The sequence below is a fragment of the Pseudomonas sp. PMCC200344 genome (assembly GCF_030053095.1).
Lineage (GTDB): Bacteria > Pseudomonadota > Gammaproteobacteria > Pseudomonadales > Pseudomonadaceae > Aquipseudomonas > Aquipseudomonas svalbardensis.
In genome coordinates this window covers 1,663,792-1,689,173 of the sequence record NZ_CP125618.1, presented here as the reverse complement: position 1 = coordinate 1,689,173, position 25,382 = coordinate 1,663,792, and the positions used below count along the sequence as shown (strand labels likewise).

15 protein-coding genes and 1 pseudogene are annotated in these 25,382 nt (G+C 57.9%); 8 read left to right on the top strand and 8 right to left on the bottom strand.

The genetic code is table 11. The annotated features are described in order from the left end of the window. Positions 1-90: 90 nt before the first annotated feature. Both QFW87_RS07650 and QFW87_RS07645 read left to right on the top strand, forming a co-directional pair. On the top strand, positions 91-348 hold the full coding sequence (locus tag QFW87_RS07650; protein WP_283190184.1) for a hypothetical protein: 258 nt from the start codon (positions 91-93) through the stop codon (positions 346-348). Between the two features lie 132 nt (positions 349-480). After that, a complete protein-coding gene (locus QFW87_RS07645) occupies positions 481-1,866 on the top strand; it encodes an IS4 family transposase (RefSeq protein ID WP_283181230.1) in 1,386 nt (461 codons plus the stop codon). Here the strand turns inward: QFW87_RS07645 and QFW87_RS07640 are convergent. The 3 genes and pseudogenes from QFW87_RS07640 to QFW87_RS07630 all read right to left on the bottom strand — a co-directional run. Continuing rightward, positions 1,788-2,060: pseudogene (locus QFW87_RS07640) on the bottom strand (transposase); the annotation flags it as partial. The gene QFW87_RS07645 and the pseudogene QFW87_RS07640 sit on opposite strands and share 79 nt — an antisense overlap. Positions 2,061-2,443: 383 nt before the next feature. Next, complete coding sequence (locus QFW87_RS07635) at positions 2,444-2,914, bottom strand: hypothetical protein (RefSeq protein ID WP_283190183.1); 471 nt, start codon at positions 2,912-2,914, stop codon at positions 2,444-2,446. Continuing rightward, positions 2,911-14,577: a filamentous hemagglutinin N-terminal domain-containing protein gene (locus QFW87_RS07630; protein ID WP_283190182.1), complete on the bottom strand. Its 11,667-nt coding sequence runs from the start codon at positions 14,575-14,577 to the stop codon at positions 2,911-2,913. The genes QFW87_RS07635 and QFW87_RS07630 overlap by 4 nt, the downstream gene beginning before the upstream one ends. Positions 14,578-14,959: 382 nt before the next feature. Between QFW87_RS07630 and QFW87_RS07625 the strand changes: the two genes are divergently transcribed. After that, positions 14,960-15,238, top strand: a complete 279-nt coding sequence (locus tag QFW87_RS07625; protein WP_283190181.1) for a hypothetical protein — start codon at positions 14,960-14,962, stop codon at positions 15,236-15,238. A gap of 146 nt (positions 15,239-15,384) precedes the next feature. Here the strand turns inward: QFW87_RS07625 and QFW87_RS07620 are convergent, their stop codons facing one another. Continuing rightward, positions 15,385-16,731 (bottom strand): DEAD/DEAH box helicase, encoded by a 1,347-nt coding sequence (locus tag QFW87_RS07620; protein ID WP_283190180.1) that lies wholly within the window; start codon positions 16,729-16,731, stop codon positions 15,385-15,387. A gap of 193 nt (positions 16,732-16,924) precedes the next feature. Here QFW87_RS07620 and QFW87_RS07615 point away from each other — a divergent pair, with 193 nt between their 5' ends. Then, the gene (locus QFW87_RS07615) at positions 16,925-18,223 is read left to right on the top strand and encodes a mechanosensitive ion channel family protein (protein ID WP_283190179.1); all 1,299 of its coding nucleotides are present in this window, start codon (positions 16,925-16,927) and stop codon (positions 18,221-18,223) included. Between the two features lie 47 nt (positions 18,224-18,270). Here the strand turns inward: QFW87_RS07615 and QFW87_RS07610 are convergent, their stop codons facing one another. From QFW87_RS07610 to QFW87_RS07595, 4 genes are all read right to left on the bottom strand, one after another. Continuing rightward, positions 18,271-18,771, bottom strand: coding sequence for a MepB family protein (locus tag QFW87_RS07610; RefSeq protein WP_283183450.1), 501 nt, complete (start codon positions 18,769-18,771; stop codon positions 18,271-18,273). Then, positions 18,768-19,646, bottom strand: coding sequence for a carboxylate/amino acid/amine transporter (locus tag QFW87_RS07605; protein ID WP_283190178.1), 879 nt, complete (start codon positions 19,644-19,646; stop codon positions 18,768-18,770). Before QFW87_RS07605 ends, QFW87_RS07610 begins: the two co-directional genes overlap by 4 nt. Positions 19,647-20,005: 359 nt before the next feature. After that, positions 20,006-20,605, bottom strand: coding sequence for an FMN-dependent NADH-azoreductase (locus QFW87_RS07600; protein ID WP_283190177.1), 600 nt, complete (start codon positions 20,603-20,605; stop codon positions 20,006-20,008). Positions 20,606-20,755: 150 nt separating this feature from the next. Next, positions 20,756-21,085 (bottom strand): hypothetical protein, encoded by a 330-nt coding sequence (locus QFW87_RS07595; protein WP_056742660.1) that lies wholly within the window; start codon positions 21,083-21,085, stop codon positions 20,756-20,758. A gap of 49 nt (positions 21,086-21,134) precedes the next feature. On the opposite strand from QFW87_RS07595, the gene QFW87_RS07590 reads away from it, so the two are divergent. The 4 genes from QFW87_RS07590 to QFW87_RS07575 all read left to right on the top strand — a co-directional run bounded on the left by QFW87_RS07590 (position 21,135) and on the right by QFW87_RS07575 (position 25,354). Further along, complete coding sequence (locus tag QFW87_RS07590) at positions 21,135-22,058, top strand: LysR family transcriptional regulator (RefSeq protein ID WP_046048083.1); 924 nt, start codon at positions 21,135-21,137, stop codon at positions 22,056-22,058. A 14-nt stretch (positions 22,059-22,072) separates the two neighbouring features. Then, complete coding sequence (locus QFW87_RS07585; RefSeq protein ID WP_283183447.1) at positions 22,073-22,888, top strand: alpha/beta hydrolase; 816 nt, start codon at positions 22,073-22,075, stop codon at positions 22,886-22,888. After that, complete coding sequence (locus QFW87_RS07580) at positions 22,882-23,439, top strand: peptidylprolyl isomerase (RefSeq protein ID WP_046048081.1); 558 nt, start codon at positions 22,882-22,884, stop codon at positions 23,437-23,439. The genes QFW87_RS07585 and QFW87_RS07580 overlap by 7 nt, the downstream gene beginning before the upstream one ends. An 82-nt stretch (positions 23,440-23,521) precedes the next feature. After that, positions 23,522-25,354, top strand: a complete 1,833-nt coding sequence (locus tag QFW87_RS07575) for an ABC transporter ATP-binding protein (protein WP_149630928.1) — start codon at positions 23,522-23,524, stop codon at positions 25,352-25,354. Positions 25,355-25,382: the final 28 nt, after the last annotated feature.

Genomic DNA, 25,382 nt, shown 5'->3' with positions numbered 1-25,382 from the left:
AGAAGTAATTTCACATAAGCAGTGTTTTTATAAAACCATCGTAAGCTCATAAATACAGTCAACGGCAGTCCCAGCCATATGAACACACTGTTGAACTCCATCGTATATACTAGCGAAATCAACGCCACTACCACTGCCGAAACCACTAGCGACATCAAACAGAACACCGAAAACACCATACAGACCAACCCAGAAAACATTATTAACTTCGCAATGATATTTCTATTTCTCACTTGTAGCCTCGTTGTAAAAATCACCAGCCTTACCAGTAACCCCCTTCAGGTAAATACCCAAGGCGGTGCCATTATAGAAAAGGGGACAGATTTATTTTCTGGACAAGCCAAATAAATAAATCCGTCCCGAATGGCACTTACTTAGCTGCTAACCACTTGAGCTGAAAGCAAAAAATGAAGAAGGGCTGGTCTTGGTCTACGGTGATAGTTGCGAACACACCCCGACGAACCAAGGACACAGCCCCAAATGAATCGTAGACGTGAAATTCTCCAGCATCAACAGCAACGTTTTCATCGACACGCTTCGGACTGTGATGCCTATGCGTTTTTCAATCTCCTCACGTCTCCCGAGCTCTTACAGCGCGTCGAGTCTGCACTGCCGGAATATCGGGAGCGTCTGTTTCCGCCGACTGAAACGCTGTCCATGTTTCTGGCTCAAGCAATGAGTGCCGACCGTTCCTGCCAGAACGCCGTCAACGACTTGTCGATTAAACGGTCATGTGGCGGCATGAAGCCCAGTAGCACTCGCACGGGCGCCTACTGCAAAGCCAGAAAACGCCTACCTGTGGAAATGGTTTCTACGCTGGTCAGGCACACCGGTGCTTCGATAAGTGATAACGCACCCTCGTCGTGGCGCTGGATGGGACGGCCTGTACGGTTGGTGGACGGCACGACGGTCAGCATGCCCGACACTGCGGCCAATCAGGGTGCCTATCCGCAGTCACGCGGCCAGAAAGTCGGTCTTGGTTTTCCCCTGTGTCGCGTGGTTGGCATCGTTTGCCTTTCCAGCGGCGCCGTCTTGGATGCCGCCCTTGGGCGCTTCCGAGGCAAAGGCGGCGATGAGCAAACGCTGCTCAGATCAATGCTCGACACGCTGAAAACAGGCGACATTTTATTGGGCGACGCTTACTACGCTACCTACTTCTTGCTGTGTGAGTTGCAACGAAGAGGTGTCGATGGCGTGTTCGAACAATACGGTGCTCGACGGCGCAGCACGGACTTTCGCCTAGGGCAAAGTCTGGGTTCGGAAGATCACCTGATCGAATTGAAAAAGCCTGCAAGAAGACCGCCGTGGATGAGTCAAACGCATTACGAACAGGCGCCTGAAAGACTGACAGTGCGAGAGCTGAAGGCGGGTGGAAAGACTTTGGTCACCACGTTGCATTGCCCGAAGCAGACACCCAAAACAGCTCTCAAATCGCTGTACAAGGGTCGATGGCATGTCGAGTTGGATCTGCGCAATCTCAAAGCTACGCTAGGACTTGGAAAGTTAAGCTGCAAAACCCCAGGCATGGCAGTCAAGGAGTTATGGGTCTATCTGTTGGCACACAATCTGATCCGAATGCTCATGGCGCAATCGGCTCTGTTAGCGGATTGCTTGCCTCGCGAACTGAGCTTCAAACACAGCCTTCAGCTATGGCTGGCTTTGCGACAATATGGCAGCCCCGAAGACGAGGATGGCCTGTCGAATTTATTGATGTTGATTGCTCAGAGGCGCGTCGGGAATCGGCCTGGTCGTATCGAGCCGCGAGCCATAAAACGAAGACCTCAAGCCTACCCCTTACTGACCAAACCGCGTCGGTCAGCAAGGGCAGATGTCAGGAAAAATGGGCACGCAAAACATGTTAAGTAAGTGCCATTCAAATCCGTCCCCTTTTTCCTTGTCCCCTTTTTCCTTGCTATTCCTTGCATAAGCGAGCTGGTACTGCTGTACTCATAAGGGCTAATCAACAAATGGACATGATTAGTCATAAGACACCACGCGTGAATTTCACACGCACTTTTGTTGGCCTGCTCAGCAAGCAGCTTTAAATAAAAAAGGTAATCATCCTCTGAAAAAAAGCAAACTTATCTAATGTTTCCTCGTTGAATCAGATGCAAGGGAACACCTAGCATCAAGAGACGTGCTCTGCGTGGCATACGGTGAATCCGTTCACAATTAATGATGCCAAAAGCTTAGTCAATCCCACGAAAAACAATCTCCCTATCTATTTCACACTATTTCAGATCGTTAAAGTGCAACACAGAAAAACCTGGTCTATCCCCGTTTATCACGTTGAATAACAAAAGTGAAAGCTCTTACCTGTTTGGCCGCCCCCTGCCCAAAAAATCCTGCCAGACTTACATGAACAGTTAAAACTGCAGCGTAAGTAGGCTTTTAATTTTGATTCGACATTGGCTAATGAGAGTTCCTTTCCGCTCTAACAGCTTCAACATTTGGTGTGGCTCGTCTCAGGCAAGAAAAAGCGTGCCGCCAACCAGCAAGTAGCGGTTGAAGCGACGAAGATCATGAGCATTTCAAAAATATAATCCGAGAATTGGGCGTTCTTGACTCCGCGCACTACAGCCGTAACAAACAACAATGCCCACAACATGGCAAGGCAGCCCCCCGCCAAGGAAAGAACCACACAGGCGCGCGGAGTCCTGTTGACTTTCAGCCACGCAACCATCAGTGCAAACCCCAGAAACGGCAGAAAAAATGCCACCTGCGCGATGAGCGGAGCCACCACTGGCATCAATAGTAGTTCCGCGCCCCTTACCTCGCCCAACAGCCGTGGAGTGCTCGCCAAATGGGCGAGCAGTGCAACGAACTTGAAAATACCAGCGAAAAATCCCAGCACCAAGGGGCAGAGGAAGAAGGCCGTAAATACTTTGCGACGCGGGTAATTTATTTCACTCATGGTGTGCAGCCCTGACTCTTGGAATATCCCAGCAATTTACAACCAAACTCCACTCTAGATCGATAATCCAAAATATTCACTCCGCCGACAACACCTTGTTTTTGATCAATAAAAGAATTTGGCCAAACCGAAACATCAGTCATGACGTTGGAAATCCACTGAAAGCTGCTCCGATCCCCCAAGTACTGTTGATGAATGGGCTGCAGGATAGTCTGTTCATCCTTCAATTGCTTGATATCCCAAGCGACAGGGTCAGTGACAGCCTTGTTGTATAGATCCTTGAAGTTATTAAAGCCGCCAGTGATCAGCGCATCCCCAGCAGCTTTACGCCAGTCAAAAACCGGAGCTAAGAACCAGCCGGCGGCAAAGGACAGATAAGACGCGTTACCGTCGGCCCCCAACCCAGTCACAGGTGCTCTGGAAACCATCTCCGCACCACCAAACCAACTGGCACCAATACCCATTTGTTGTTCATAAACATTGCTGGCCCCGAAGAAGTTGGTTCGGTTGTCGATGGTATTCAAATAGGTTACCAGACGCCCGGACGCACCTTCCGTGTTGTAGAGATAGTTGAACGCATTTTGCGAAGAGCGCACCACATCCTTATGCATTACATTCCAGGCATCCTGCATGGCAACATATTTTATCGCTGTGTTGACCGCCACTCGGCAGCCGTCACTCTGTGGGGCTTTTTCACAGATGCTACGCATCTGCGAGTCCAGCCATTCGCTGGTCTCCTCCGCCTTCGCTATCGCCGCGTCTTTCTGCTCCTGAGTGGAGCAAGTTCTGCCCGACAGGCAACTATCAACCTCGTCAAACGCCTGGTGAGTCAGGTAGTTGTACTGCGTAGCATTCGCCGCCACTGCAGCGCCAACCCCGACATCCCCGCCAGAAGCCGCTGCGCCTAGCACACCGACAATTTGCGATAGCGCGAGAATGTTGGCCTGGGCCTGGTTGTATTCCGCAGACCCCGGAACGAGGTTTGAGGGTAGAAGTTTGTCACCCAGCAATCCGACCAGTATTTCGTTAGCGCCACCCGCCAACGCTCCAGTGCGGAAATCACCGCCCATCGCTTCAGCCAGCAAACCACCCAAGCCCGCATGCAAGAGGATTTTTGCCAAACCGCCCTCTGGCAGGTTCAGATCGCCAATCTCCCCAGCCCCCACAGCGCCACCAATACTTGCGGCCACGCTGACAGCCGAACTGGCCAGATTGTCCTTCAGGCTTCCGCCGTAGACAGCCGTTTTGATCAGAGCATCGGCGGTGACCTTGATCGCCACAATCTGCATGCTCTTGGCATCCAGCCCCAGTGCGCCCGGATTGTAATTGAGCCCTTGCATCACGCCGGCTGTCGCAGCGGCTGTCACATAGCCTTTGATACTGTCTTTCGAAGTAACGTCCTTGATTACCTTCCCAAGGTTGCCCCGGTTGTCGATGGTGCTGACAGTGGCCTTTGTCGCCGCACTCACCGCGACCGCCTGCAACATCGTGTTCATGCCGGCCATCATCGGCCCCATGACGGCAGCCAACGCAATCGCGATGATAATCTGCGAAGCCGGGCCTAACCCCGAGTTCTCGTACTTAAACGACTCATGGATTTCCTTGACCTGCCTCCAGTCCACATCGCCCCGCGCTTCGGCTTGCTTCAACCAGGCCAGTTGCGGATCGGCCTTGACCATCGCATCGATGGTTTGACTGACGCTTTGCTGATTCACCTCTTTAATGTCGATTTGCAGACCTTCGACGGCCTTGATCGTGATGTTGCCTTTGGCAATCATCTGGGTCTGGCGCAGTGTCTCGTCGGTATTGCCCTTGCCTTTCGATGAGGTCCAGAAGGCATCACCATCACTTTTGGTATGGCTCTCGTCATGCAGGTCTTTTACCCCTTCAAAAACAATCGCCCCACCACTGTCCAGCGTAATGTCCTTGCCACTCTCAAGCTTGGCCACCTGATACCGCTGGTCCCCACCGCTGACCAAGGTCAGATTGCCCCCAGTGGTGATTTCGCTGCCGATGTTTTTCACATCGGTGACTTCATCGCGCTTGGTTTTCTTCGAGCCGAAGGAACCTTTTTTCTTTTTGTCGTATAGCGAGTAGTCAGTGTCCTGCGCCGCAAGGATGTCGAGTCTGTCGCCCGCTACCAGATACGCTTCGTCGCCTGCGGTAATGCGGCTGGAGACCACGGCGAGATTCTGACCGGCACCCAATGCCACGTCGCCGCCCGCCGTAATACCCGACATGACCTGGCTGACATGATCTTCCTGCCGGGTGAGCTTTTTGCTCTTGGACAGGGAGTGCTCTTCGTCCGCCGCAGAACTGATGATCAGGTTATCGGTTGCCGACATCGCGATGTCGCGTTTGGCATCGATCTGGCTGGCGATCACGCTGATATCACGCCCAGCCTGGGCCGACAGGTCACGGCCGGCGCTGACGGTGGCCCCCAATTGGGTGATGTCGCTGCTGTTGTGTCTTTTGTCGCGGAATACACTGTTGATGACCTGTGCCGAGGACACGTTGAGGTCCCGTTCGGCATTCAGGTCCATGTCACGGCCGCTTTGCAGCACGCCACCAATATTGTTGATGTCCCGCCCCGCCGAGACGTTGAGGTCATTGGCGGCTTCAATGCGCGCGACGCTGTCAGCGAAGTCGTGATGTTGCGTACCAAAGCGCGTATTGCTGTCTTGCGAAGTGATGGTGCGCTCGTTGAGCACGTCACCCATGATCGCGTTCACGCTCACATCACGACCAGCAAGAATGCCGCCCGATTTGTTGATGACGTCATTACCCGCCAGCACATCCAGACGATTACCCGCCTGAATCAGACCGCTGTTGACCAAGTCCTTGCCCGCCGTCGCCGACAGGTTATTGGTGGCGCGCAGCGTGCCGACGTTATCGAGGTTCTGACCGGCGATCAGCGTCACGTCTTTACCGGCGATCAGCGCACCGGTCGGGCCGAGACGGCCTTCGGCCTGTGCCAGATAGAGCACCGGCACCAGGACTTTTTCGCCATTCACTTCGTGCTCTTCGAGCCAGACGATGTCGTGGGTCAGCGCCGCGACTTGCTGCGAGGTCAGGCTCACGCCCATGGACAAATTCAGTGCGTCCTTGCTGGCGATGGCGTTGTTCATCAGGTACCTGAACAGGCCTTCGTCGGTGGTCTGGCCGTCGATGTAGCGTTGGCCGGTGCGAGCGACAACTGCTTGCTGGATCAGGCGCTGTTCGTAGAGGCCGTCACCCAGGCGTTTGGCGCTGGTGTCCGGGTCGTAGCCGAGGTTGCCCAACAGGTAATCCGAACTCATGAACTGCTTGAGGTTGGTGAGTACCGGATTGGTTTCGATCAGGTATTTGTGGCCGTTGGCCGGCGCTTTCACATCCGGCAGGCCGGTGACGCGCGTCAGGGGACGAATGCCGATCGCGGACTGGATGGCTTTCGTATGCGCGTCGGCATTAGAGCCATCGAGTTTGACGGTCACGTCGAGTGTGCTGGCGACGTCCGTTGCCACGGTCGGTGTGCGCCTGGCAGGGAGTACGGCGCGGTCACTGCTGGAGACGGCCGTCGGGGTGTTGACCTGCAAGCTGCGCGGACCACCGCTGTTAGCGGCGACCACGTGTCCCTGGGTGATGACGTTTTCACCGCCCACCGTCCAACCCGGCGGATGCAGTGAGCCTGCAACCGGCGCCTGATCACTCGTGTCCTGAGTACTCAGACGAAACAGGCCGTTCTGCCCGGTGGGAAGACTAAAGCCCGGCAATGTCAGGGGGTTAACTTGCTGCTGGGCAAGGTCGGGCGGAAGTTGGCTATTGAGCCTGATGACGGTGGTGCCGGTGCCACTCGCCTTGGTATCCGCGACTTTGTTGGTGCCGCCGCCGGCACTGTAGTCCTGGTGGATGACGCTGTTCTGCAGATCCTGGGTAGCCGTGATCGCTACATTGCCACCGGCCTGGATAACGGCATTACGAGTACTGCCTACACCTGCGGTACCGCCACTGTCTTTGGCGATTTCAACGTCGCTGAGCAGTGTGTACTGGGACAGCTGGCTCGGCGGCTCAAGCAGGTTGTTCGGGTCGTATTGGGATAGCGTCGTGTTTTCGAATCCGTATTTCAGGCCGGGCAGTACGATGTTATAGACGCTGCGTGTATCGACGGTTGCACCCGTATCGGCGTCTTTGAGGGAGACCGCTTCATACATTTCACCGTCTCGCCCCGGCTCTCTGCCGCGAGCCGATTTGGGTATGGCCTTGTGGATATTGTCTTCCAGATCAAGGTAATACACATAAGGGAAATCAGGGTTGTTGCGCTGGTTGTAGGGCGTCAGGACATCGGAGAAAAACTGCCCGGTACCGCCCGCGCTCATATCGTAGACCTTGTACAGGCGCGTGCGCTCAATAGTCCCGCTTTTCGAACCAATGTTCTGAAGACTGTCAGCGTTGATAGTGATATTGCCGCCGGCGCTCACAGTGCTTTTGCTATTGAGGAAGCTGCCGCCCTGGAAAACGAAATCCTTGCCGGCTGTAAGTAGCGCCGAGGCACTGGTGTCGTTGTCGACACTTTCGTAGACCTCACGGGCAGCCAGCGTGAAGGTGTAATAGTCCCCTTTGCAGTCATTACATATATTGGCGATAAACCCCGACACCAGCTTGCGACCGCCAGACGCGACGGCGCCATCAGTACGGTTCTGGAACACATCAGCGTTAATCGTGAATGCTCCACCGCTCTCCATTGCGCCGGAAATGTTGTGGACACCAGCGGCCCGCACAGCACCACCGCCATAACCACCAATCACCACGTTGCCCAGTCCGTACAGATCACCGTTCTGGTTGGTGAAGTTACCGACGCTCAGCGTCATGTCGGCACCGCTGAAGATCAGCCCGCGATCATTGAGCAGCGACGGGGTTTTGAGGTCGAGGTTTTGAGCGGCCCCCAGCGTTCCGGTGTTGTTCAGGCTACCGGCTTCGATGGTCAGGTCGGCATTGGAAGTCAGCCGCCCGGCGTTGGTCAGTTGTCCGCCAATCTTGACCGTGGAATCACCACCACCCGCGATGCTTGAGGCTGCGTTCAGGCTCAGTTGTGCCGCGGTCAGGGAAAGACCGCCAATGCTCGACATCCGCCCGTTGCCGCTGTAACTGCCGCCCAACTGCATATCCAACACGCCATCGCTGGCGATCAGGCCATCATTGGTCCAATTACCACCACGAGCTTGCAAGTAGTCAGAGGCCAGCAACTTGCCACTAGCAGTCTGACTGAAATTACCGACGTTAACGTTCAAACGCCCGGCCTGGATGACGCTGGAGTTGGTCCAGGTATCGGCATTTAGATCCAGAGTGCCGGCGGTGGTGATGCCGCCTCCGGCACCAATGACGTTGGCGGTGGAGATATCAAACCGGCCAAGACCGACGTGATTGAGTTGGCCACCGGCATTCAGAAAGCTGCCAACGGCCAAGGTCAGGTCGGTATTGGCGGTCTCGAGCACGCCATTACGGTTATCCAGCAATCCGCCAATCTGGAAGCTGGTCTTGCCGGTATTGCCCAGGGAGCGAAGCCGACCAGTCTGGTTATCGACGCTAGCCGCTTTGACGGTCAGCGTGGTGTCGCTTTCGACGATACCGGCGCGGTTGTTCAGAGCGCCGCTGAGGCTGAGGTCGATACGGTTACCGGCAATCTGACCGTTACCGTTGTCCAGACTGGTGCCGGTCACGCCGATCACGCCCTTGGCGTAGAGCACGCCATTGCGGTTGTCGAACGCGGCGGTGGTGATGCTCACGTCAGTGGCTTGCGCCGAGATCCGTCCGCCGTTGTTGTCCAGGCCGGCCAGTGCCGACAGCGTCAGGCCCTGGCCTTGAATGATCCCGCCCTGACGGTTGTTGTTGAGGTCGTAGCCGTTACGCAACACGCCAACGGTTCGCGCTTCAAGGGCGCCTTTGATACTCGACAGCACGCCGCCGCGGTTGTCGATGCTGGCGGCTTTGACCGTCACCACGCCGTTCTCGGCAATGACTTTGCCGCTCTGGTTATCGAGGTCGCCGCTGACGTCGAGAGTCAGGCCGTTCTGGCTCTGGATCGCGCCTTTGCCATTGGCCAGGCTGGCGGCTTGCACGTTCAGGCCGGCGCTCTGGCTGTAGATCAAACCGTTGGCGTTGTTGCGTACCGCGCCGCTGGCGGTGATCTGCAAGGCGTCTTTGGCGGCGATGGTGCCGTTGTTGCTGTTGTCCAGTGAACCGGTCAGGAGAGTCAGCGTGCTTTGGCTGGCGAGTTGGCCGTTCTGGTTGGCGAGGTCGGTAACGCGCTTGATCAGCACCGGGCCGGCGCCGGCCAGTTTGCCGCTGGTATTGGTCAATGCACCGAGCAGATCCAGCGTCACTGCGCCATTGCCGGCGATGCTCCCGGCAGTGTTGTCCAGGCCGGTGGCCGTGGCATTGATCGCCTCTTGCGCGTTGATCGTGCCGCCCGCGTTGGTCAATGCGCCGGCGGTGATGTCCAGTGCGGCGCCGCTGTCGATCAGGCCGCCCTGGTTGTTGTTGAGGGACTCGCCCAGGGTAAGGGTCTGTCCTGCCGCGCTGCTGAGGATGCCTTTGTTACTGTTATCCAAACTCTTTGATTTGACGCTCAAGCTGCCCTGGCTGACCAATGCCCCGGCATTGCTGTTGAGCAAGGCGTCCTTGAGGTCCACGGCAACATCACCGTTGCGACTCGAGAGTGTGCCGCTGTCGCGGTTATCGAGGCTATCGCCATTGACGGTCAGACCTTGCCAGCCGGAGATCAGTCCCTTCTGGTTGACCAGACTGGTGCCATTGACGGTCAGTAGCTGATTGCTGATCAGTTTGCCGGCACTGTTATTCAACGCGCGGGCAATCACATCGAAACCGAGGTTGCTGGAGATTTCGCCGTTCTGGTTTTTGAGATCGCGCAGGTGCTTGAGGGTCAGAGGCCCCTTGGCCGTGAGCAGGCCGTTGCGATTGTCCAGGTCGCCGTTGGCCAGCTCCACGGTGACAGCTTTGTCGCCGAGCAGGCGGCCACCGTCCTGGGTCAGGGACGTCAGGGTCAGGTCGATATCGCCCTTGGCCGAGACTTCGCCATCGTTGCTGGAGTCCAGGTTAGTGGCAGTCAGGGTCAGATTGCCCTTGCTGTTGATCAACCCGCTATCACGGTTGTTCAGCGCCATGGCGTTGAGAATGACGGCGCTGGCGCCAAGCACCGTGCCGCTCTGGTTATTGAATTCGGCGCTACCGATTTTGAGTAGCTGAGCCGCGTTGATCAGGCCCTTGGCATCGTTGCGCAACAAACCGTCGACGGTCAGTCCGAGGTCACCGCGGCTGGTCAGGCTACCGCCGCTGTTGTTCAGGCTGGCGGCGCGCGCGTCGAGGGACGCAGCGCCGATCAGGCCTTTGACGTTGTCCAGCGCGTTGGCGATGCGCAGGGTCAGGCCCTGATTGCTCAGCAATTTGCCGTTGCTGTTGTCCAGGCTTTGCGCGGTCAGCGTGAAGGCTTCGGCGCTGGAGATTTCACCACCTTGGTTGTTGACGCCTTTGAGTTGTTTGAGCAGCAAGGCACCGGGGGCATTGATCAGCCCGTTTTGGTTATTCAACTGGCCGTTGTTCAGGTCCAATGTGAGGCTGTTGTTGCTGAACAGTTTGCCGCCCTGCTGATCCAGCCCGGTGACCGAAGCGGTCAAGGCGCCCTCGCTGCCGATGCGGCCGTCGTCCTGGTTGGTGACCTGACCCGCAATGAGATTCAAGGTGCTGGCGCTGTTGAGTCTGCCGCCATGGCTGTTATCGAACGCGCCGGTGGTGACCGTCACCGCGCCTTTGCCGCTGATGCTGCCTTGCTGGCGGTTGTCGAGGCTGGCACTGGTGAGTGTGAGCGCACCATCGGTGACCACTGCACCGCCCTGGTTGCTGACGGTGCCGTCGCTGGTAAGCTTCAGACCGGCGGCGCTGGAAAGACTGCCCTCGGTATTGGTCAGTTGCGTGATTTTGACGGTCAACGCACCTTCGCTGCTGACCTGGCCCAGGCTGTTGTCGAACGCGCCGGTCAGGTTCAAGTGCATGTTTTGCACGCTGAGAAAATTGCCGCCGCTGTTATCCAGCAAACGCCCTTGCAGGTTCAGCGCAGTAGTGGCGCTGAGCAGACCTTTGTTGCGGTTGAGCAACTGGTCCACGGTGAGGGTCAGCGCCTGACCGGTGAAAACCTGGCCGCCATCGCTGTTGTCGAGCTTTTTGCCGGTGATCGACAAGTCGGCGTTGGTGCTGATTTCACCACCGCGGTTATCAAGGTCATCTACCGTCAGGGTCATGGCTTTGGTCGAACCGAGCAGACCTTTTTGGCGGTTGTCGAGAGTGGCGGCGGTCAACTTGAGCACACCGGTGGTGATCAGTTTTCCTTTCTGGTTATCGAGGGTTTTGACCTTAACGGTGGCGTCGGACTTGCCGGCAATATCGCCGCCAAGGTTGTCCAGGGTGTCGGCAGTGAGCAGCAGTTCACCGTCAGCGATGATTGCACCTTGCTGGTTATCCAGTGTGTTGTCAGTGGTGAGTTCCAGTCGATCGTGGCTGCTGATCAAGCCTTCGCTGTTGTTGAGGCTGTCGCTGTGGCTATCGAGGGAGGCGGCGGAAATCACGCCTTTGAGGTTGTTCAGGGCTTGTGCGATGCGCAGGGTCAGCCCCTGATTGCTCAGCAATTTGCCATTGCTGTTGTCCAGGTTCTGAGCCGCCAGTGTGAAGGCTTGAGCGCTGGAGATTTCACCCTTCTGGTTGTTGACGTCCTTGAGGTTTTTCAACATCAGCAACGGCGCGTTGATCAGACCGCTCTGGTTGTTCAGTTGGCCGTTGTTCAGGTCCAGGCTCAGGCTGGTTTGGCTGAACAGTTCACCGCCCTGTTGGTCGAGCCCGGTGACCGAGGCGGTTAACGCTTGCTGGCTGGCAATGCGTCCGGAGGCGTTATTAATGTGCTTGGCAGTGAGCTCCAGGGTGGCGCCGCTGATGAGACGCCCGCCCTGACTGTTATCTACGTTGCCAGTGACGACGCGGGTGGTGTCTTTGCCGGATATCAGGCCTTTCTGGCTGTTATCCAGGCTGGCGCTATCAAGGGTCAAAGTGTTGTCGGTGCTGATCGAGCCACCCTGATTGACCAAGGCGCCACGACTGGTCACGGACAACGCACCGGCACTGCTCAGGCTGCCGGCGCTGTTGTCGAGGCTGGCCGCATTGACGCTCAAAGTCCCTTCGCTGCTGATCAGCCCCTGGCCATTGAGCAAGGCATTGTCGAGGGTGATCACCAACCCCTTGAGGCTGTCGAAGGTGCCGCCGGTATTATCCAGCATGGTGCCGGTCAGCGTCGTCGCGCCTTTGGCGACGATCAGACCTTTATTCTGGTTGATCAGTTTGGCAACGACCATTTCCAGATCGGTAGCGGCCAGCACTTTCCCGCCGTCGCTGTTGTTCAGGCGCTGACCTTCGACCTTCAGCAACAGGCTGCTGGAGAGCTCGCCTGCGCGGTTGTCGATGTCGTCGACTTTAAGCGTCAGCGCTTTAGTGGTACCGATCAGGCCGCCATCGCTGTTATCGAGGGTCGTGCCGGTCAGGCTCAGATTGCCTTGGGCAACCAATGCCCCGCCTTGTTGTTGCAGAAGACCAATGGTGGCGGTGAGGTCACTTTGGCTGGAGATCCGCCCGGCCGCGTTTTGCACTTCATCGGCGTCGAGGGTGACCGCGCCGATGGCACTGAGCAAACCGTCACGGTTGTCCAGGCGAGTACCGTCATAGGCGATACCGGCCTTGCCGCTGATCAAGCCTTTGTCACGGTTATCCAGTTGGCCGATTTGCAATTTCAGCTGTTTGTCGGCCTGGATCACCCCGCCGCGGTTATCGGCAGAATTGCTGCTGACAGTCAGCGTGTCTTTGCCGCTGACTTTGCCACCCCGATTGTCGAGGCTGCCGGTGCGCACATCGATAGCGCCCTTGGCGCTGATTTCACCGGCGTTCTGGTTATCCAGAACACCGCTGATGCGCGCGGTAAGGCTTCCGTCGCTGACCACCACGCCGGCGTCGCGGTTGTCGAGGCTGGCGGCTTTGAGATCAACGTTCTTGCCCGAACCCAATACACCGTCGCGGTTATCCAAGACGCCGCTGAGGTCGATGTTCAAACCCAGATCGCCCAGGACCTGGCCACTGCGGTTGTTCAGTGCGATCGCGTTGAGCCGGGTGATGCCGGCACTGGAAATCTCGCCATTGCTGTTGTTCAACTGACCGATCGTGCCCGTCAAATTGCCCGTGCTGTTGATGACCCCATTGGTGTTGAAGACCTGATTGGCCATGACGTTCAGTACACCGCTGCTCAACACTCGCCCATTGTTCTGGTTGTCCAGCGTCCCGGCGGTGATGTTGGCGGTTTGCGCAGCGCTCAGCGTGCCGTTCTGGTTGCTCAGGGTTTGGCTCGTATTGACCGTCAGGTTACGGCTGGCCACCACGCTCTTGCCGGTGTTGTTGAGATTCTGTGCGCTCAGACTCACATCGCCCGTGGCATTGCGGCTGGAGTCGGCGTTGACTCCGGCCTCGATGATGCCGTTGTTGGTCAGTACACCGCCGGCGCTCAGGGTGATGTTGTCCCGAGCGACGAGAGTTTGCTGGTTGGTCAGGTTGCCTTGGGTTTGCACGTTGACGGCGGTGCCAGCGTAGACCGGGCCGCGAGCATCGAGGCTGGCCGCTTTGACGTTGACTGCGCCCGTGGCTGACGTCTGCGCCAGACTGAGATGCCCGTTGGCATCCAGCTGAATATCCCCACCGCTGGCCGCCAGGTTGCCATCGAGTTTCACCCCGACGCCGGCCTCGGTGCCGACCAGTTTGATCGCACCGGCGTACATGCCGCCCAACGCCGAGGAGTCGATAGCCAGTTGCGGCTTGGCACTGCCATCATCGGCGCGGGCGGTGGCATTGAGGCTGTCGGCATTGACGTCGTTGCGACCGGCGACGATGGTCAGGTTTTTCGCCTGAATCTCAGCGTTGATCTTCGCGCTGCGGGTGATGATTTCGAAGCGGTCGACATTGTTGGCGTTCAGCCCGGCACCGTCGATGGACACGCTGCCCTGATCCACCTGAAAGCGATCCAGTCGACCGTTGTCCAGCACCGGATTGCCGGTGGTCAGGGTCACGCGCGGCGTGTTGATGAACCCGCACCCATTGCAGCTGATGCCGTAAGGGTTGGCGACGATCACGCGGGCCGACTGCCCCGCCACTTCGGTGTAACCGCGCAACTGGCTCGGGCTGCCGCCGATCACTTCGTTGAGGATGGTCTGCGCTGCGACCCGGTTGGTGAGGTTGGGGTTGCCGACGATGATGCCGCCCAGTTGTGTCGCACCGGTCTGCGCGGCGACGTTGTTGAGGATCACACCCTGGGTGCCGACGTTGTAATCGTGAAACTGGTTATGCGACAGCCCGGTGCCATTCGGCGTGGCGATTTGGACAATCGGCACCCCGTTGCCCGCCTGACCGAGACTAGTGCCCGGCGTGGCCACCACAATCCCGTCGGCCTGCGCCCACATCGGCTGCCAGAACATGACGTTAGCCAGCAGGAACGCCAAACCGCGCTTGGGTATACCCCAGAAGTGCTCACGGTTTTTGACCGCAGCAGAGGGCTGGCCAGCGAGGAAGGCGTAGTGGCGAACGTCCATGTCAAAAGGTCTCGTTTCGATCGGCAAGAATGGAATGAGCAATTCACAGACACAGCCGTCCCGACACGGCAGACGCTGGGGGCGTTTGCAGAGCGATTACGTCATAAGGGGATAAATGCGCGCTTGGGTCAGAAGGTCCAAAGCGTGGCGTAAACGACCATTGCATCAGCGTGCGGATGGCCTGTTCGGTCCCTCGAAACGGCGAAGTAATATCAATATGATGGCGCAATGTTAAGTTGCCATCATTCTGACGTCAATAAGACGTCCAGAATGTTTTTTGCGAACGCTCTAGAACGCTGGTTTGGCTCCATTGCCTGAACTTTCTGGATCGAGGAACCCTCAACTCAATAACGTCGTGGACATTGATCAATGAGGCTCACCCATGAAAACCACCCTGCTGAAACTCACCCTCGCCGCCACCCTCGCCTGTGCCCTCCCCGTTTGGGCCTGCCCCCCCGAGGAAGCCACCGCCAAGCGCGAACAGCTGGCCAAGGAGGTCGCCAAGATCACTGAGCAGAACCCGGCCAAGGCCAAGGAGATCAATGATGAGTTGCAGAAGATGGACCTGGAGACGGCCAGCAAGGATTTGCCGGACAAGTGCCAGTTGATTGATCAGCGCCTCAAGGAGCTGCAATCAGCAGAGAAAAAGGCCGAGAGCTAAAGGGCAAGATCAAAGGATCGCAGCCTTCGGCAGCTCGGCATTTGCGAACACCCAACGTATCCTTGTAGGAGTCCGCCCAGCCTAAGATCTTTTGACGTAAAAAAACCCGGACACTGTCCGGGTTTTTATTGGATCGCTACCGCGCCTTATTCAGCAGCCGGCGCTTCCGGCTTGCGGCGCTTGAGCGGCGCCATGCCGTCCTTGCTGACCAGCGACAGGGCGTCGGTCTTCGGGCGGTTGGCGATTTTGCGTTTGGTCGGTGCCTTGGCGCCGGTTTTCTTCTTGTCGCCTTTGGCGTCGACTTTTTTCTTCTTCACGCCAACGGCTTTGCCCGAAGCCTTGACCTTTTTCGGTCCGCCGTAGGTGCCTTTGACTTCCTTGATGGTACGGCGCTCGAAGCTCTGCTTGAGGTAGCGCTCGACGCTCGACATCAGGTTCCAGTCGCCGTGGCAGATCAGCGAGATGGCCAGGCCATCGTTGCCGGCGCGACCGGTACGACCGATGCGGTGAACGTACTCGTCGCCGCTGCGTGGCATGTCGAAGTTGATCACCAGGTCCAGGCCTTCCACGTCGAGGCCGCGAGCGGCAACGTCGGTGGCGACGAGGATTTTCACGCCGCCCTGCTTCAGACGGTCGATGGCCAGCTTGCGATCCTTCTGGTCTTTGTCACCGTGCAGGACGAACGCTTTGTATTCCTGCGCCACTAGACGGCCGTAGATACGGTCAGCCATGGCCCGGGTGTTGGTGAACACGATGGCCTTCTGGTAGGTCTCGTTGGCCAGCAGCCAGTTCACGATCTGTTCTTTGTGCTGGTTGTGGTCAGCGGTGATGATCTGCTGACGGGTGGTCGCGTTCAGATCGCTGACGTTGTTCAGCTGCAGGTGCTCAGGGTTGTTCAACACCTTGGCGACCATCTCGCGCAGGCCCGAACCACCAGTGGTGGCGGAGAACAGCATGGTCTGCTGGCGGTTGGTGCACTCTTGCACCAGACGCTGGACGTCTTCGGCAAAGCCCATGTCGAGCATGCGGTCGGCTTCGTCGAGGACCAGTACTTCGACTTCTTTGAGGTCGAGGTTGCCGGCGTTCAGTTGCTCGATCATCCGGCCCGGCGTACCGATCAGGATGTCCGGCACCTTGCGCAGCATGGCAGCCTGGACCTTGAAGTCTTCACCGCCGGTGATCAGGCCGGACTTGATGAACGTGAACTGCGCAAAGCGCTCGACTTCCTTGATGGTCTGCTGAGCCAGCTCGCGGGTCGGCAGCAGGATCAGGGTCTTGATGCTGACGCGGACTTTAGCCGGGCCGATCAGACGGTTGAGGATCGGCAAAACGAATGCAGCGGTTTTGCCGCTACCGGTTTGCGCTGTCACCCGCAGGTCACGCCCTTGGAGCGCCAGCGGAATAGCCGCTGCTTGCACAGGCGTTGGCTCGACAAATTTAAGCTCGGCCACGGCTTTGAGCAGGCGTTCGTGCAGGGCGAATTGGGAAAACACGGGTGCTACCTCGAAGAAATACAAAAAAACAGCTGCATAGGGTAACGGTTTCGAGCGCTCAGGCCGAGTTTCTTTATACAAACGGCGCTAAACAGTGGTTTTTTTTTTGCGTCGTTTGTCCTCAAACGTCACCCAAAGCGTCTTAAATGCTCTAATCGCCCCGTCGCGTCCTACAGAAGAACCGTTTTTACCCATGGATATCAAACAGCTCTGGCTCAACGTCCAAGACCTTTGGGGTGCGCTCGATCAGCACCCGCTCCTGCATTCCAGCCTGGCATTGGTGGTATTACTGGTGGTTGCGCTGGTCCTCGGACGAGTGGCGCGCTATCTGATCCTGCATGCGACCAAAATGCTTGGCCGCCAGCCAGCGCTGCACTGGGTCAACGATTTACGCCACAACAAGGTCTTTCATCGCCTGGCACAGATGACGCCGTCGCTGGTGATCCAGTTCGGCTTGCACCTTGTGCCGGAGCTGAGCAAGACCAGCCTGATTTTCCTTGGCAATGTGGCGCTGGCGTTCACCATTCTATTTCTGGTGCTGGCCATCAGCGCCGTGCTCAACGCCCTGCTCGACATCTACGCGCGCACCGAACATGCCCGTACCCGCTCGATCAAAGGCTACATTCAACTGGCGAAAATGGTCTTGTACGTATTTGGCGCGATCATCATCGTCGCCACGCTGATCGACCGTTCGCCGCTATTGCTGCTGTCGGGTCTGGGCGCCATGTCGGCGGTAATTCTGTTGGTCTACAAGGACACCCTGCTGTCGTTCGTCGCCAGCGTGCAGCTGACCAGCAACGACATGCTGCGAGTCGGCGACTGGATCGAGATGCCGCAAGTCGGCGCCGACGGTGATGTGGTCGACATCACGCTGCACACGGTCAAGGTGCAGAATTTTGATAAAACGATTGTTTCGATTCCGACCTGGCGCTTGATGTCCGAGTCTTTCAAGAACTGGCGCGGCATGCAGCAATCCGGTGGACGACGGATCAAGCGCAGCCTGTTCATCGACGCCAGTGGCGTGCGATTCATCCGCGATGACGAAGAGCAGAAGCTGTCCCAGGTGCATCTGCTGACCGACTACATCAGTCGCAAGCAGGCTGAACTCAAGGCCTGGAACGAAGCCCAGGGTAATGTGGCGGCGATGTCGGCCAACCGTCGGCGGATGACCAATATCGGGACCTTCCGCGCGTATGCACTGGCGTATTTGAAGAGTCACCCGGAAATCCAGCCGAACATGACCTGCATGGTCCGCCAGATGCAGACCACCGCGCAGGGTATTCCGCTGGAAATCTACTGCTTCACCGGCACCACGGCGTGGGCGGATTACGAGCGGATTCAGGGGGACATTTTCGATTACCTGCTGGCGGTGCTGCCGGAGTTTGGCTTGAGCCTTTATCAGCAGCCCAGTGGCGGGGATTTGCGGGCGGGGTTGTTACCGGCAATGTTGGGCGCAAGCCATATTCCCGAGACTGAAAAACACGTCATGTAACACCGCAGTATCCTGTGGGAGCAAGCTCGCACACAGGGGTTTAGTGTCTATTTTTTGAAGAGTCGGCGCACCTGAACGGGATCGGCATGACCGCTTTGGTCAAGCGCAAGGAAGTATTTGAGCTGCCATTGCTGCGTCTTCATCGCTTGTTTGGCGACGGGTCTGGACCATGGCGGATAGACACGAATCGCCCGCTTGCCACCTTCGCCATCAATCGACATGACACCCTTGGCGGCCAGTATCTTCTGGTCAAACACAAACTGCCCGCGATGGGTTTCATCAGCAACACTCACCACCACAAAGGCGACGCCATCGCCGGTGTCGAGCGGTGCAATTTCGCTGGCAGGCGTTGGCCGCTTCCAGAGCGTGACGAATTGGCCAATCTTGGTCGGCGTGGTTTTCGCCACTCGGAAGACAATCACCTGGCCATCGAGGCCGAAGCGGCAGGCGCCGTATTCGGCACTCTCCTCCTCGCGCCGAGCTTCATCCGTTAACGTCATACCTGCAGGCTTGTAGATCTGCTCGATGGCGGCGATCAGGTCCGTCATGGCCGTTCCCGCAACGGCAGCATTTCTCGCCTGACGCCCAACCGACTGATCCACACCGCCATCAGAATCACCGCCCCACCCAGGAACAACCGCCCCAGTTCTTCATGCTGATTCCAGATCAGCAAATTGATCAACAACCCCACCGGCACATGCAGGTTGTTCATCACCGCGAGCGTCCCGCCATTCACCAGGCACGCGCCCTTGTTCCACCAGTACAACCCGAGCGCAGTCGAGACCAGGCCGAGGAACACCAGCACGCCCCATTGCAGAGGCGCTTGGGGCAGGAAGTTCTGTTTGCCGAACAGCAGAAACGCTGGCAACGCCACCGCCAATGCGCCGAGATAGAAGTAACCGAAGCGCCGGTAATGCGGCAAATCACTCGGATGGCGGGCCACCAGATGCTTATAGAGCACTTGCCCGGCGGCGTAGGTGAAGTTGGCCAGTTGCAATAGCAGGAAGCCCATGAAGAAATCGGGGTTGATCCGGTCGTAGCGAATCACCGCTGCGCCCATCACCGCCACCAGTGCCGCGATCAAAGCCCACGGATTGAAGCGCCGGTTCAGCGCGTCTTCGATCAAGGTCACGTGCAGCGGCGTGAGGATGGTGAACAGCAACACCTCTGGCACCGTCAAAACTCGAAAGCTCAGGTACAGGCAGACGTAGGTCACGCCGAACTGCAACGCGCCGATCAGCAGCATGCCACGCATGAACGCCGGTTCAACCGAACGCCAGCGGGTCAACGGAATGAACACCAGCCCCGCCAGCACCACTCGCACCAGCACCGCAAAGTAACTGTCGACATGACCGGCCAGGTATTCGCCGATCAAGCTGAAGGAAAACGCCTGAATCAGCGTGACAAAAAGTAGATAGCCCATGCTCGCCTCGTTTCGAATGGCGGCGACGATAGCGGTTTTTGCCCGTTATCGCGAACAGGCAGCCAACACAAAACCCTGTGGGAGCGGCGGTGCGGCGATCCGACTTGCTCGCGAAGAGGGCATGCCAGTCGTTATCAATCTTGAATGACGCACCGCATTCGCGAGCAAGCCCGCTCCCACAAGGTTTTATGCCCGTCCATCAAATCGCGGGCAAAAAAAAGCCCGATCTCGCTAAAGCGTTCAATCGGGCTACAGCACTCAGGAGCAACAAGTGCAAAGGGAGGTTTGATGCGCGTAAAGCCATGAAGGGGTTGCGCCAGGCCACTTGAACATCAAGGGATTATCTGGCGATTAAAGCCTCAGGCGACGAGGGAAAGCTTGGCGTTGGCCTGGCTCAGGCCTTTCTCCTGGAAATCACCGCCCAGGTTCATGCCTTCGGCGTGAATAAAGGTCACGTCGTGGATCCCGATGAAGCCCATGACCTGACGCAGGTACGGTTCCTGGTGATCCGCGGTGCTGCCGGCGTAGATCCCGCCGCGCGCAGTCAGCACGTAGGCACGCTTGCCGCTGAGCAAGCCTTGCGGGCCGGTGTCGGTGTACTTGAAGGTAACACCGGCACGCAGCACATGGTCGAGCCAGGCTTTGAGGGTGCTCGGGATGGCGAAGTTGTACATCGGTGCGGCCATGACCAGTACATCGGCGACCAGTAGTTCGTCGGTCAACTGGTTGGAGCGTTCCAGGGAAACCTGTTCGATGTCGTTGCGCTGCTCGGCAGGTTTCATCCAGCCGCCCAGCAGGTTGATGTCCAGATGCGGCACCGGGTTGACGGCCAGGTCTCGAACGGTGATTTGGTCGATCGGGTGGGCGGTTTGCCACTGGCTGATGAAGGTCTGGGTCAGTTGACGCGAAACCGAGTCTTGCTGACGAGCGCTGCTTTCGATGATCAGAACGCGGGACATGGGATGTAGCCTCCATCTGAGAATGCTGTAGGTCGATGGAGTGAAGGTTAAACAGAGTTAAATCGATGAAAAAGCGCAAATAACTGCTATAAACCATCAATAAATTCGTTTATAAGCGGAGCATGCCTGGCGGGCGTGCTCCGTTTGGGGTCATTTGGGGGTGCAGGTCAGTTTGATACGCATCTTGATGATGCTCCGGTTGAACTTGGCGGTGGCATTTTTGTGTTTACCAGCGGCCACTTCGATATTGCGGGTGCGTGGCGCTTCCGGGCCATTGTTGAAAACCACCTTACATGCCGCATCGGTGGTGCCGTAGTTGTTCACCTGAATGGAGGCGATGTCGCTATCCGTGTCATACGCGTTGTAGTCGATGCTCAAGCCGTTCAGCTGTTTTTCAACGTCGATCGGATAGGCAAACGCCGTCAGCGGCAGCATCGCCAGCAGCACACAACCCGATACCACACAACAAAGCTTTTTCATTCAGCAGTCTCCAATAAGGACTGCCAGCTTAGGACAAGAGGAGCTATTCATGAAAGCGCCCCGCGTGACCCTTGATCAATGGCGAACGTTACAGGCCGTGGTCGACCACGGCGGTTTCGCCCAGGCCGCCGAAGCGCTGCACCGCTCGCAATCATCGGTGAGCTACACCGTGGCGCGCATGCAGGACCAGCTCGGCGTGCCGCTGTTGCGCATCGACGGCCGCAAAGCGGTGCTGACCGAAGCCGGTGGCGTGCTGCTGCGCCGTTCGCGGCAATTGGTGAAACAGGCCAGTCAGCTGGAGGACCTGGCCCATCACATGGAACAAGGCTGGGAAGCAGAAGTGCGGCTGGTGGTCGACGCCGCCTACCCGAGCGCCCGCCTCGTCCGCGCCTTGACCGCGTTCATGCCACAAAGTCGTGGCTGTCGGGTGCGTCTGCGTGAGGAGGTTTTATCCGGCGTAGAGGAAGTCTTGCTCGAAGGCGTGGCCGACCTGGCCATCACCGGCCTGAGCATTCCCGGTTACCTGGGTGCGGAATTGAGCGACGTAGAGTTTGTGGCTGTCGCTCACCCCGAACACCCACTGCATCGTCTGAACCGCGAACTGAACTTCCAGGATCTGGAATCCCAGATGCAAGTGGTCATCCGCGACTCCGGTCGCCAGCAGCCACGGGACGTCGGCTGGCTCGGCGCGGAACAGCGCTGGACCGTCGGCAGCCTGGCCACCGCGGCAACTTTTGTCAGCAGCGGTCTGGGTTTCGCCTGGTTGCCTCGGCACATGATCGAACGGGAACTCAAGGAAGGTCTGCTCAAGCTGCTACCGTTGGACCAGGGTGGCAGCCGCAACCCGAGCTTCTATCTGTACTCGAACAAGGACAAACCCTTGGGTCCGGCCACGCAGATTCTCATCGAACTGCTGCGCACTTTCGACACTGCGCCGCTGGATGCACCTTTCGCCGCCCCTGAACAAGCCTGACACGGAGTGTACGCATGGCCTATTTTGAACACGAAGGTTGCAACCTGCACTATGAGGAATATGGCCACGGCACGCCGTTGCTGCTGGTCCACGGGCTGGGTTCCAGCACCCTGGACTGGGAACAGCAGATCCCGGCGCTGTCGGCCCGCTACCGGGTGATCGTCCCGGATGTACGCGGCCACGGTCGCTCCGACAAACCCCGCGAGCGCTACAGCATCGCCGGGTTCAGCGCCGACCTGATCGCCCTGATTGAACACCTGAACCTCGGCCCCACTCATTACGTGGGCCTGTCCATGGGCGGCATGATCGGTTTTCAACTGGCCGTGGACCAGCCGCAATTGCTCAAAAGCCTGTGCATCGTCAACAGCGCGCCCGAGGTCAAACTACGCAGCCGCGACGATTACTGGCAGTGGTTCAAGCGCTGGAGCCTGATGCGCGTCCTCAGTCTGGGCGCCATCGGCACGGCCCTGGGCGGCAAGCTGTTTCCCAAACGCGAACAGGCTGACCTGCGACAAAAAATGGCCGAGCGCTGGGCAAAAAACGACAAACATGCTTATCTCGCCAGCTTCGATGCGATCGTTGGCTGGGGGGTTCAGGAACGACTTTCGCGGGTCTCCTGTCCAACCCTCATCGTCAGCGCCGACCGTGACTACACACCGGTCTCGCTGAAAGAAACCTATGTAAAACTGCTGCCCGATGCGCGGCTGGTGGTGATCGCCGATTCGCGCCACGCCACCCCGCTGGATCAACCCGAAATGTTCAACCAAACGCTGCTCGAGTTTCTCACCGCAGTCGACACCACCTCACTCAGGATCACTGACCCATGCTGAAAAAAATCGCCCTCGTCGCTGGCTCCGTTCTGTTTGCCGCCAACCTGATGGCCGCAACGCCCGCCAAGGCGCCGCACGTGCTGCTGGAAACCACTAACGGCCAGATCGAGATCGAACTGGACCCGGTCAAGGCGCCGATCAGTACCAAGAACTTCCTTGATTACGTCAACAGCGGCTTCTACAACAACACGATTTTTCACCGTGTGATTCCGGGCTTCATGGTCCAGGGTGGTGGTTTCACTCAACAAATGCAGCAAAAAGAAACCAAGGCACCGATCAAGAACGAGTCCAAAAACGGTCTGCATAACGTCCGTGGCACGCTGTCCATGGCCCGCACCTCTAATCCTGATTCGGCCACTAGCCAGTTCTTCGTCAACGTCAAAGACAACGACTTCCTCGACAGCGGTGACGGCTATGCGGTCTTCGGTAAAGTCGTGAAAGGCATGGACGTGGTGGACGTCATCGTCAACTCGCAAACCACCACCCGTGGCGGCATGAAAGATGTGCCAGCCGACCCTGTGTTCATCAAGTCGGCCAAAGTCATCGACTAAGCTACACAGGAAGTCTTGAGCGGCTGCCGGAGTGCGCCGCTCACACTGTTCAAAGGAGAGCCCGTGCGCGGGCGGAGAACTGATGCTTTATCGCCGTTTCGAGAAACTGATCGACATTTTCCGCGATGCCCCGACGGCCGCTCCGCCGGATCGGGTTCTCCCTTTTTATACCTATTACTTGAAGCAGGTCTGGCCGAGTTTTGCTGTCCTGCTGTTCGTCGGTCTGATCGGTGCGCTGATCGAAGTGGCGCTGTTCAGTTACCTGAGTCGCATCATCGACCTGACCCAAGGCACACCTAACGTCGATTTCTTCAAGGAACACGGCATCGAGCTGGCCTGGATGGCGGTGGTCGCCCTGGTTTTTCGGCCGATTTTTGTTGGCCTGCATGACCTGCTGGTGCACCAGACCCTGAGCCCCAGCATGACCAGCCTGATCCGCTGGCAGAACCACAGTTATGTGCTCAAACAGAGCCTGAATTTTTTCCAGAACGACTTCGCCGGGCGCATCGCCCAACGCATCATGCAGACCGGCAACTCGCTGCGCGATTCGGCTGTGCAAGCGGTGGACGCGCTGTGGCACGTGCTGATCTACGCGATCAGCTCGCTGGTGCTGTTTGCCGAAGCCGACTGGCGCCTGATGATCCCGCTGCTGACCTGGATCGTCGCCTTCATCAGTGCCCTTTACTACTTCGTGCCACGGGTCAAGGAACGCTCGGTGGTGTCCTCCGACGCGCGCTCCAAACTCATGGGGCGGATCGTCGACGGCTACACCAACATCACCACCCTGAAGCTGTTCGCCCACACCAACTTCGAGCAGCAATACGCTCGCGAAGCGATCAAGGAACAAACCGAAAAAGCCCAACTGGCCGGCCGGGTGGTCACCAGCATGGACGTGGTCATCACCAGCATGAACGGCTTGCTGATCGTCGGCACCACCGGCCTGGCCCTGTGGCTGTGGACGCAGTCGCTGATCACCGTAGGCGCGATTGCCCTGGCGACCGGCCTGGTGATCCGCATCGTCAACATGTCCGGCTGGATCATGTGGGTGGTCACCGGCATTTTCGAAAATATCGGCATGGTTCAGGACGGTTTGCAGACCATTTCTCAACCGGTCAGCGTCACCGATCGAGAGCAGGCCAAACCGCTGGCGGTCACCCGTGGCGAAGTGCGTTTCGAGCACGTGGATTTCCACTACGGCAAGAAGAGCGGGATCATCGGCGACCTCAACCTGACCATCAAGCCCGGTGAAAAAATCGGCCTGATCGGTCCGTCCGGTGCCGGCAAGTCAACCCTGGTCAACCTGCTGCTGCGCCTCTATGACGTGGAGGGCGGACGCATCCTCATCGACGGCCAGAACATTGCCGAAGTCGGCCAGGAAAGCCTGCGCGAGCGCATTGGCATGATCACCCAGGACACGTCCCTGCTGCATCGCTCGATCCGCGACAATTTGTTGTACGGCAAACCCGACGCCACCGACGCCGAACTTTGGGAAGCGGTACACAAGGCCCGCGCCGATGAGTTCATCCCGTTGTTGTCGGACTCCGAAGGCCGCACCGGTTTCGATGCCCACGTCGGTGAACGCGGGGTGAAACTCTCCGGCGGCCAGCGTCAGCGGATTGCGATTGCTCGCGTGCTGCTCAAGGACGCGCCGATCCTGATCATGGACGAGGCCACCTCGGCGCTGGATTCGGAGGTCGAAGCGGCGATCCAGGAAAGCCTCGAAACCCTGATGCAGGGCAAAACCGTGATAGCCATCGCCCACCGGCTCTCGACCATTGCCCGCATGGACCGGCTGGTGGTGCTGGAAAAAGGCAAGATCGCCGAAACCGGCAGCCACGCCGAACTGCTGGCCCATGGCGGGTTGTATGCGCGGTTGTGGCAGCACCAGACAGGTGGGTTTGTCGGGATCGATTGAATCTTCCTGCCTGATCGTTTCCCCGCTC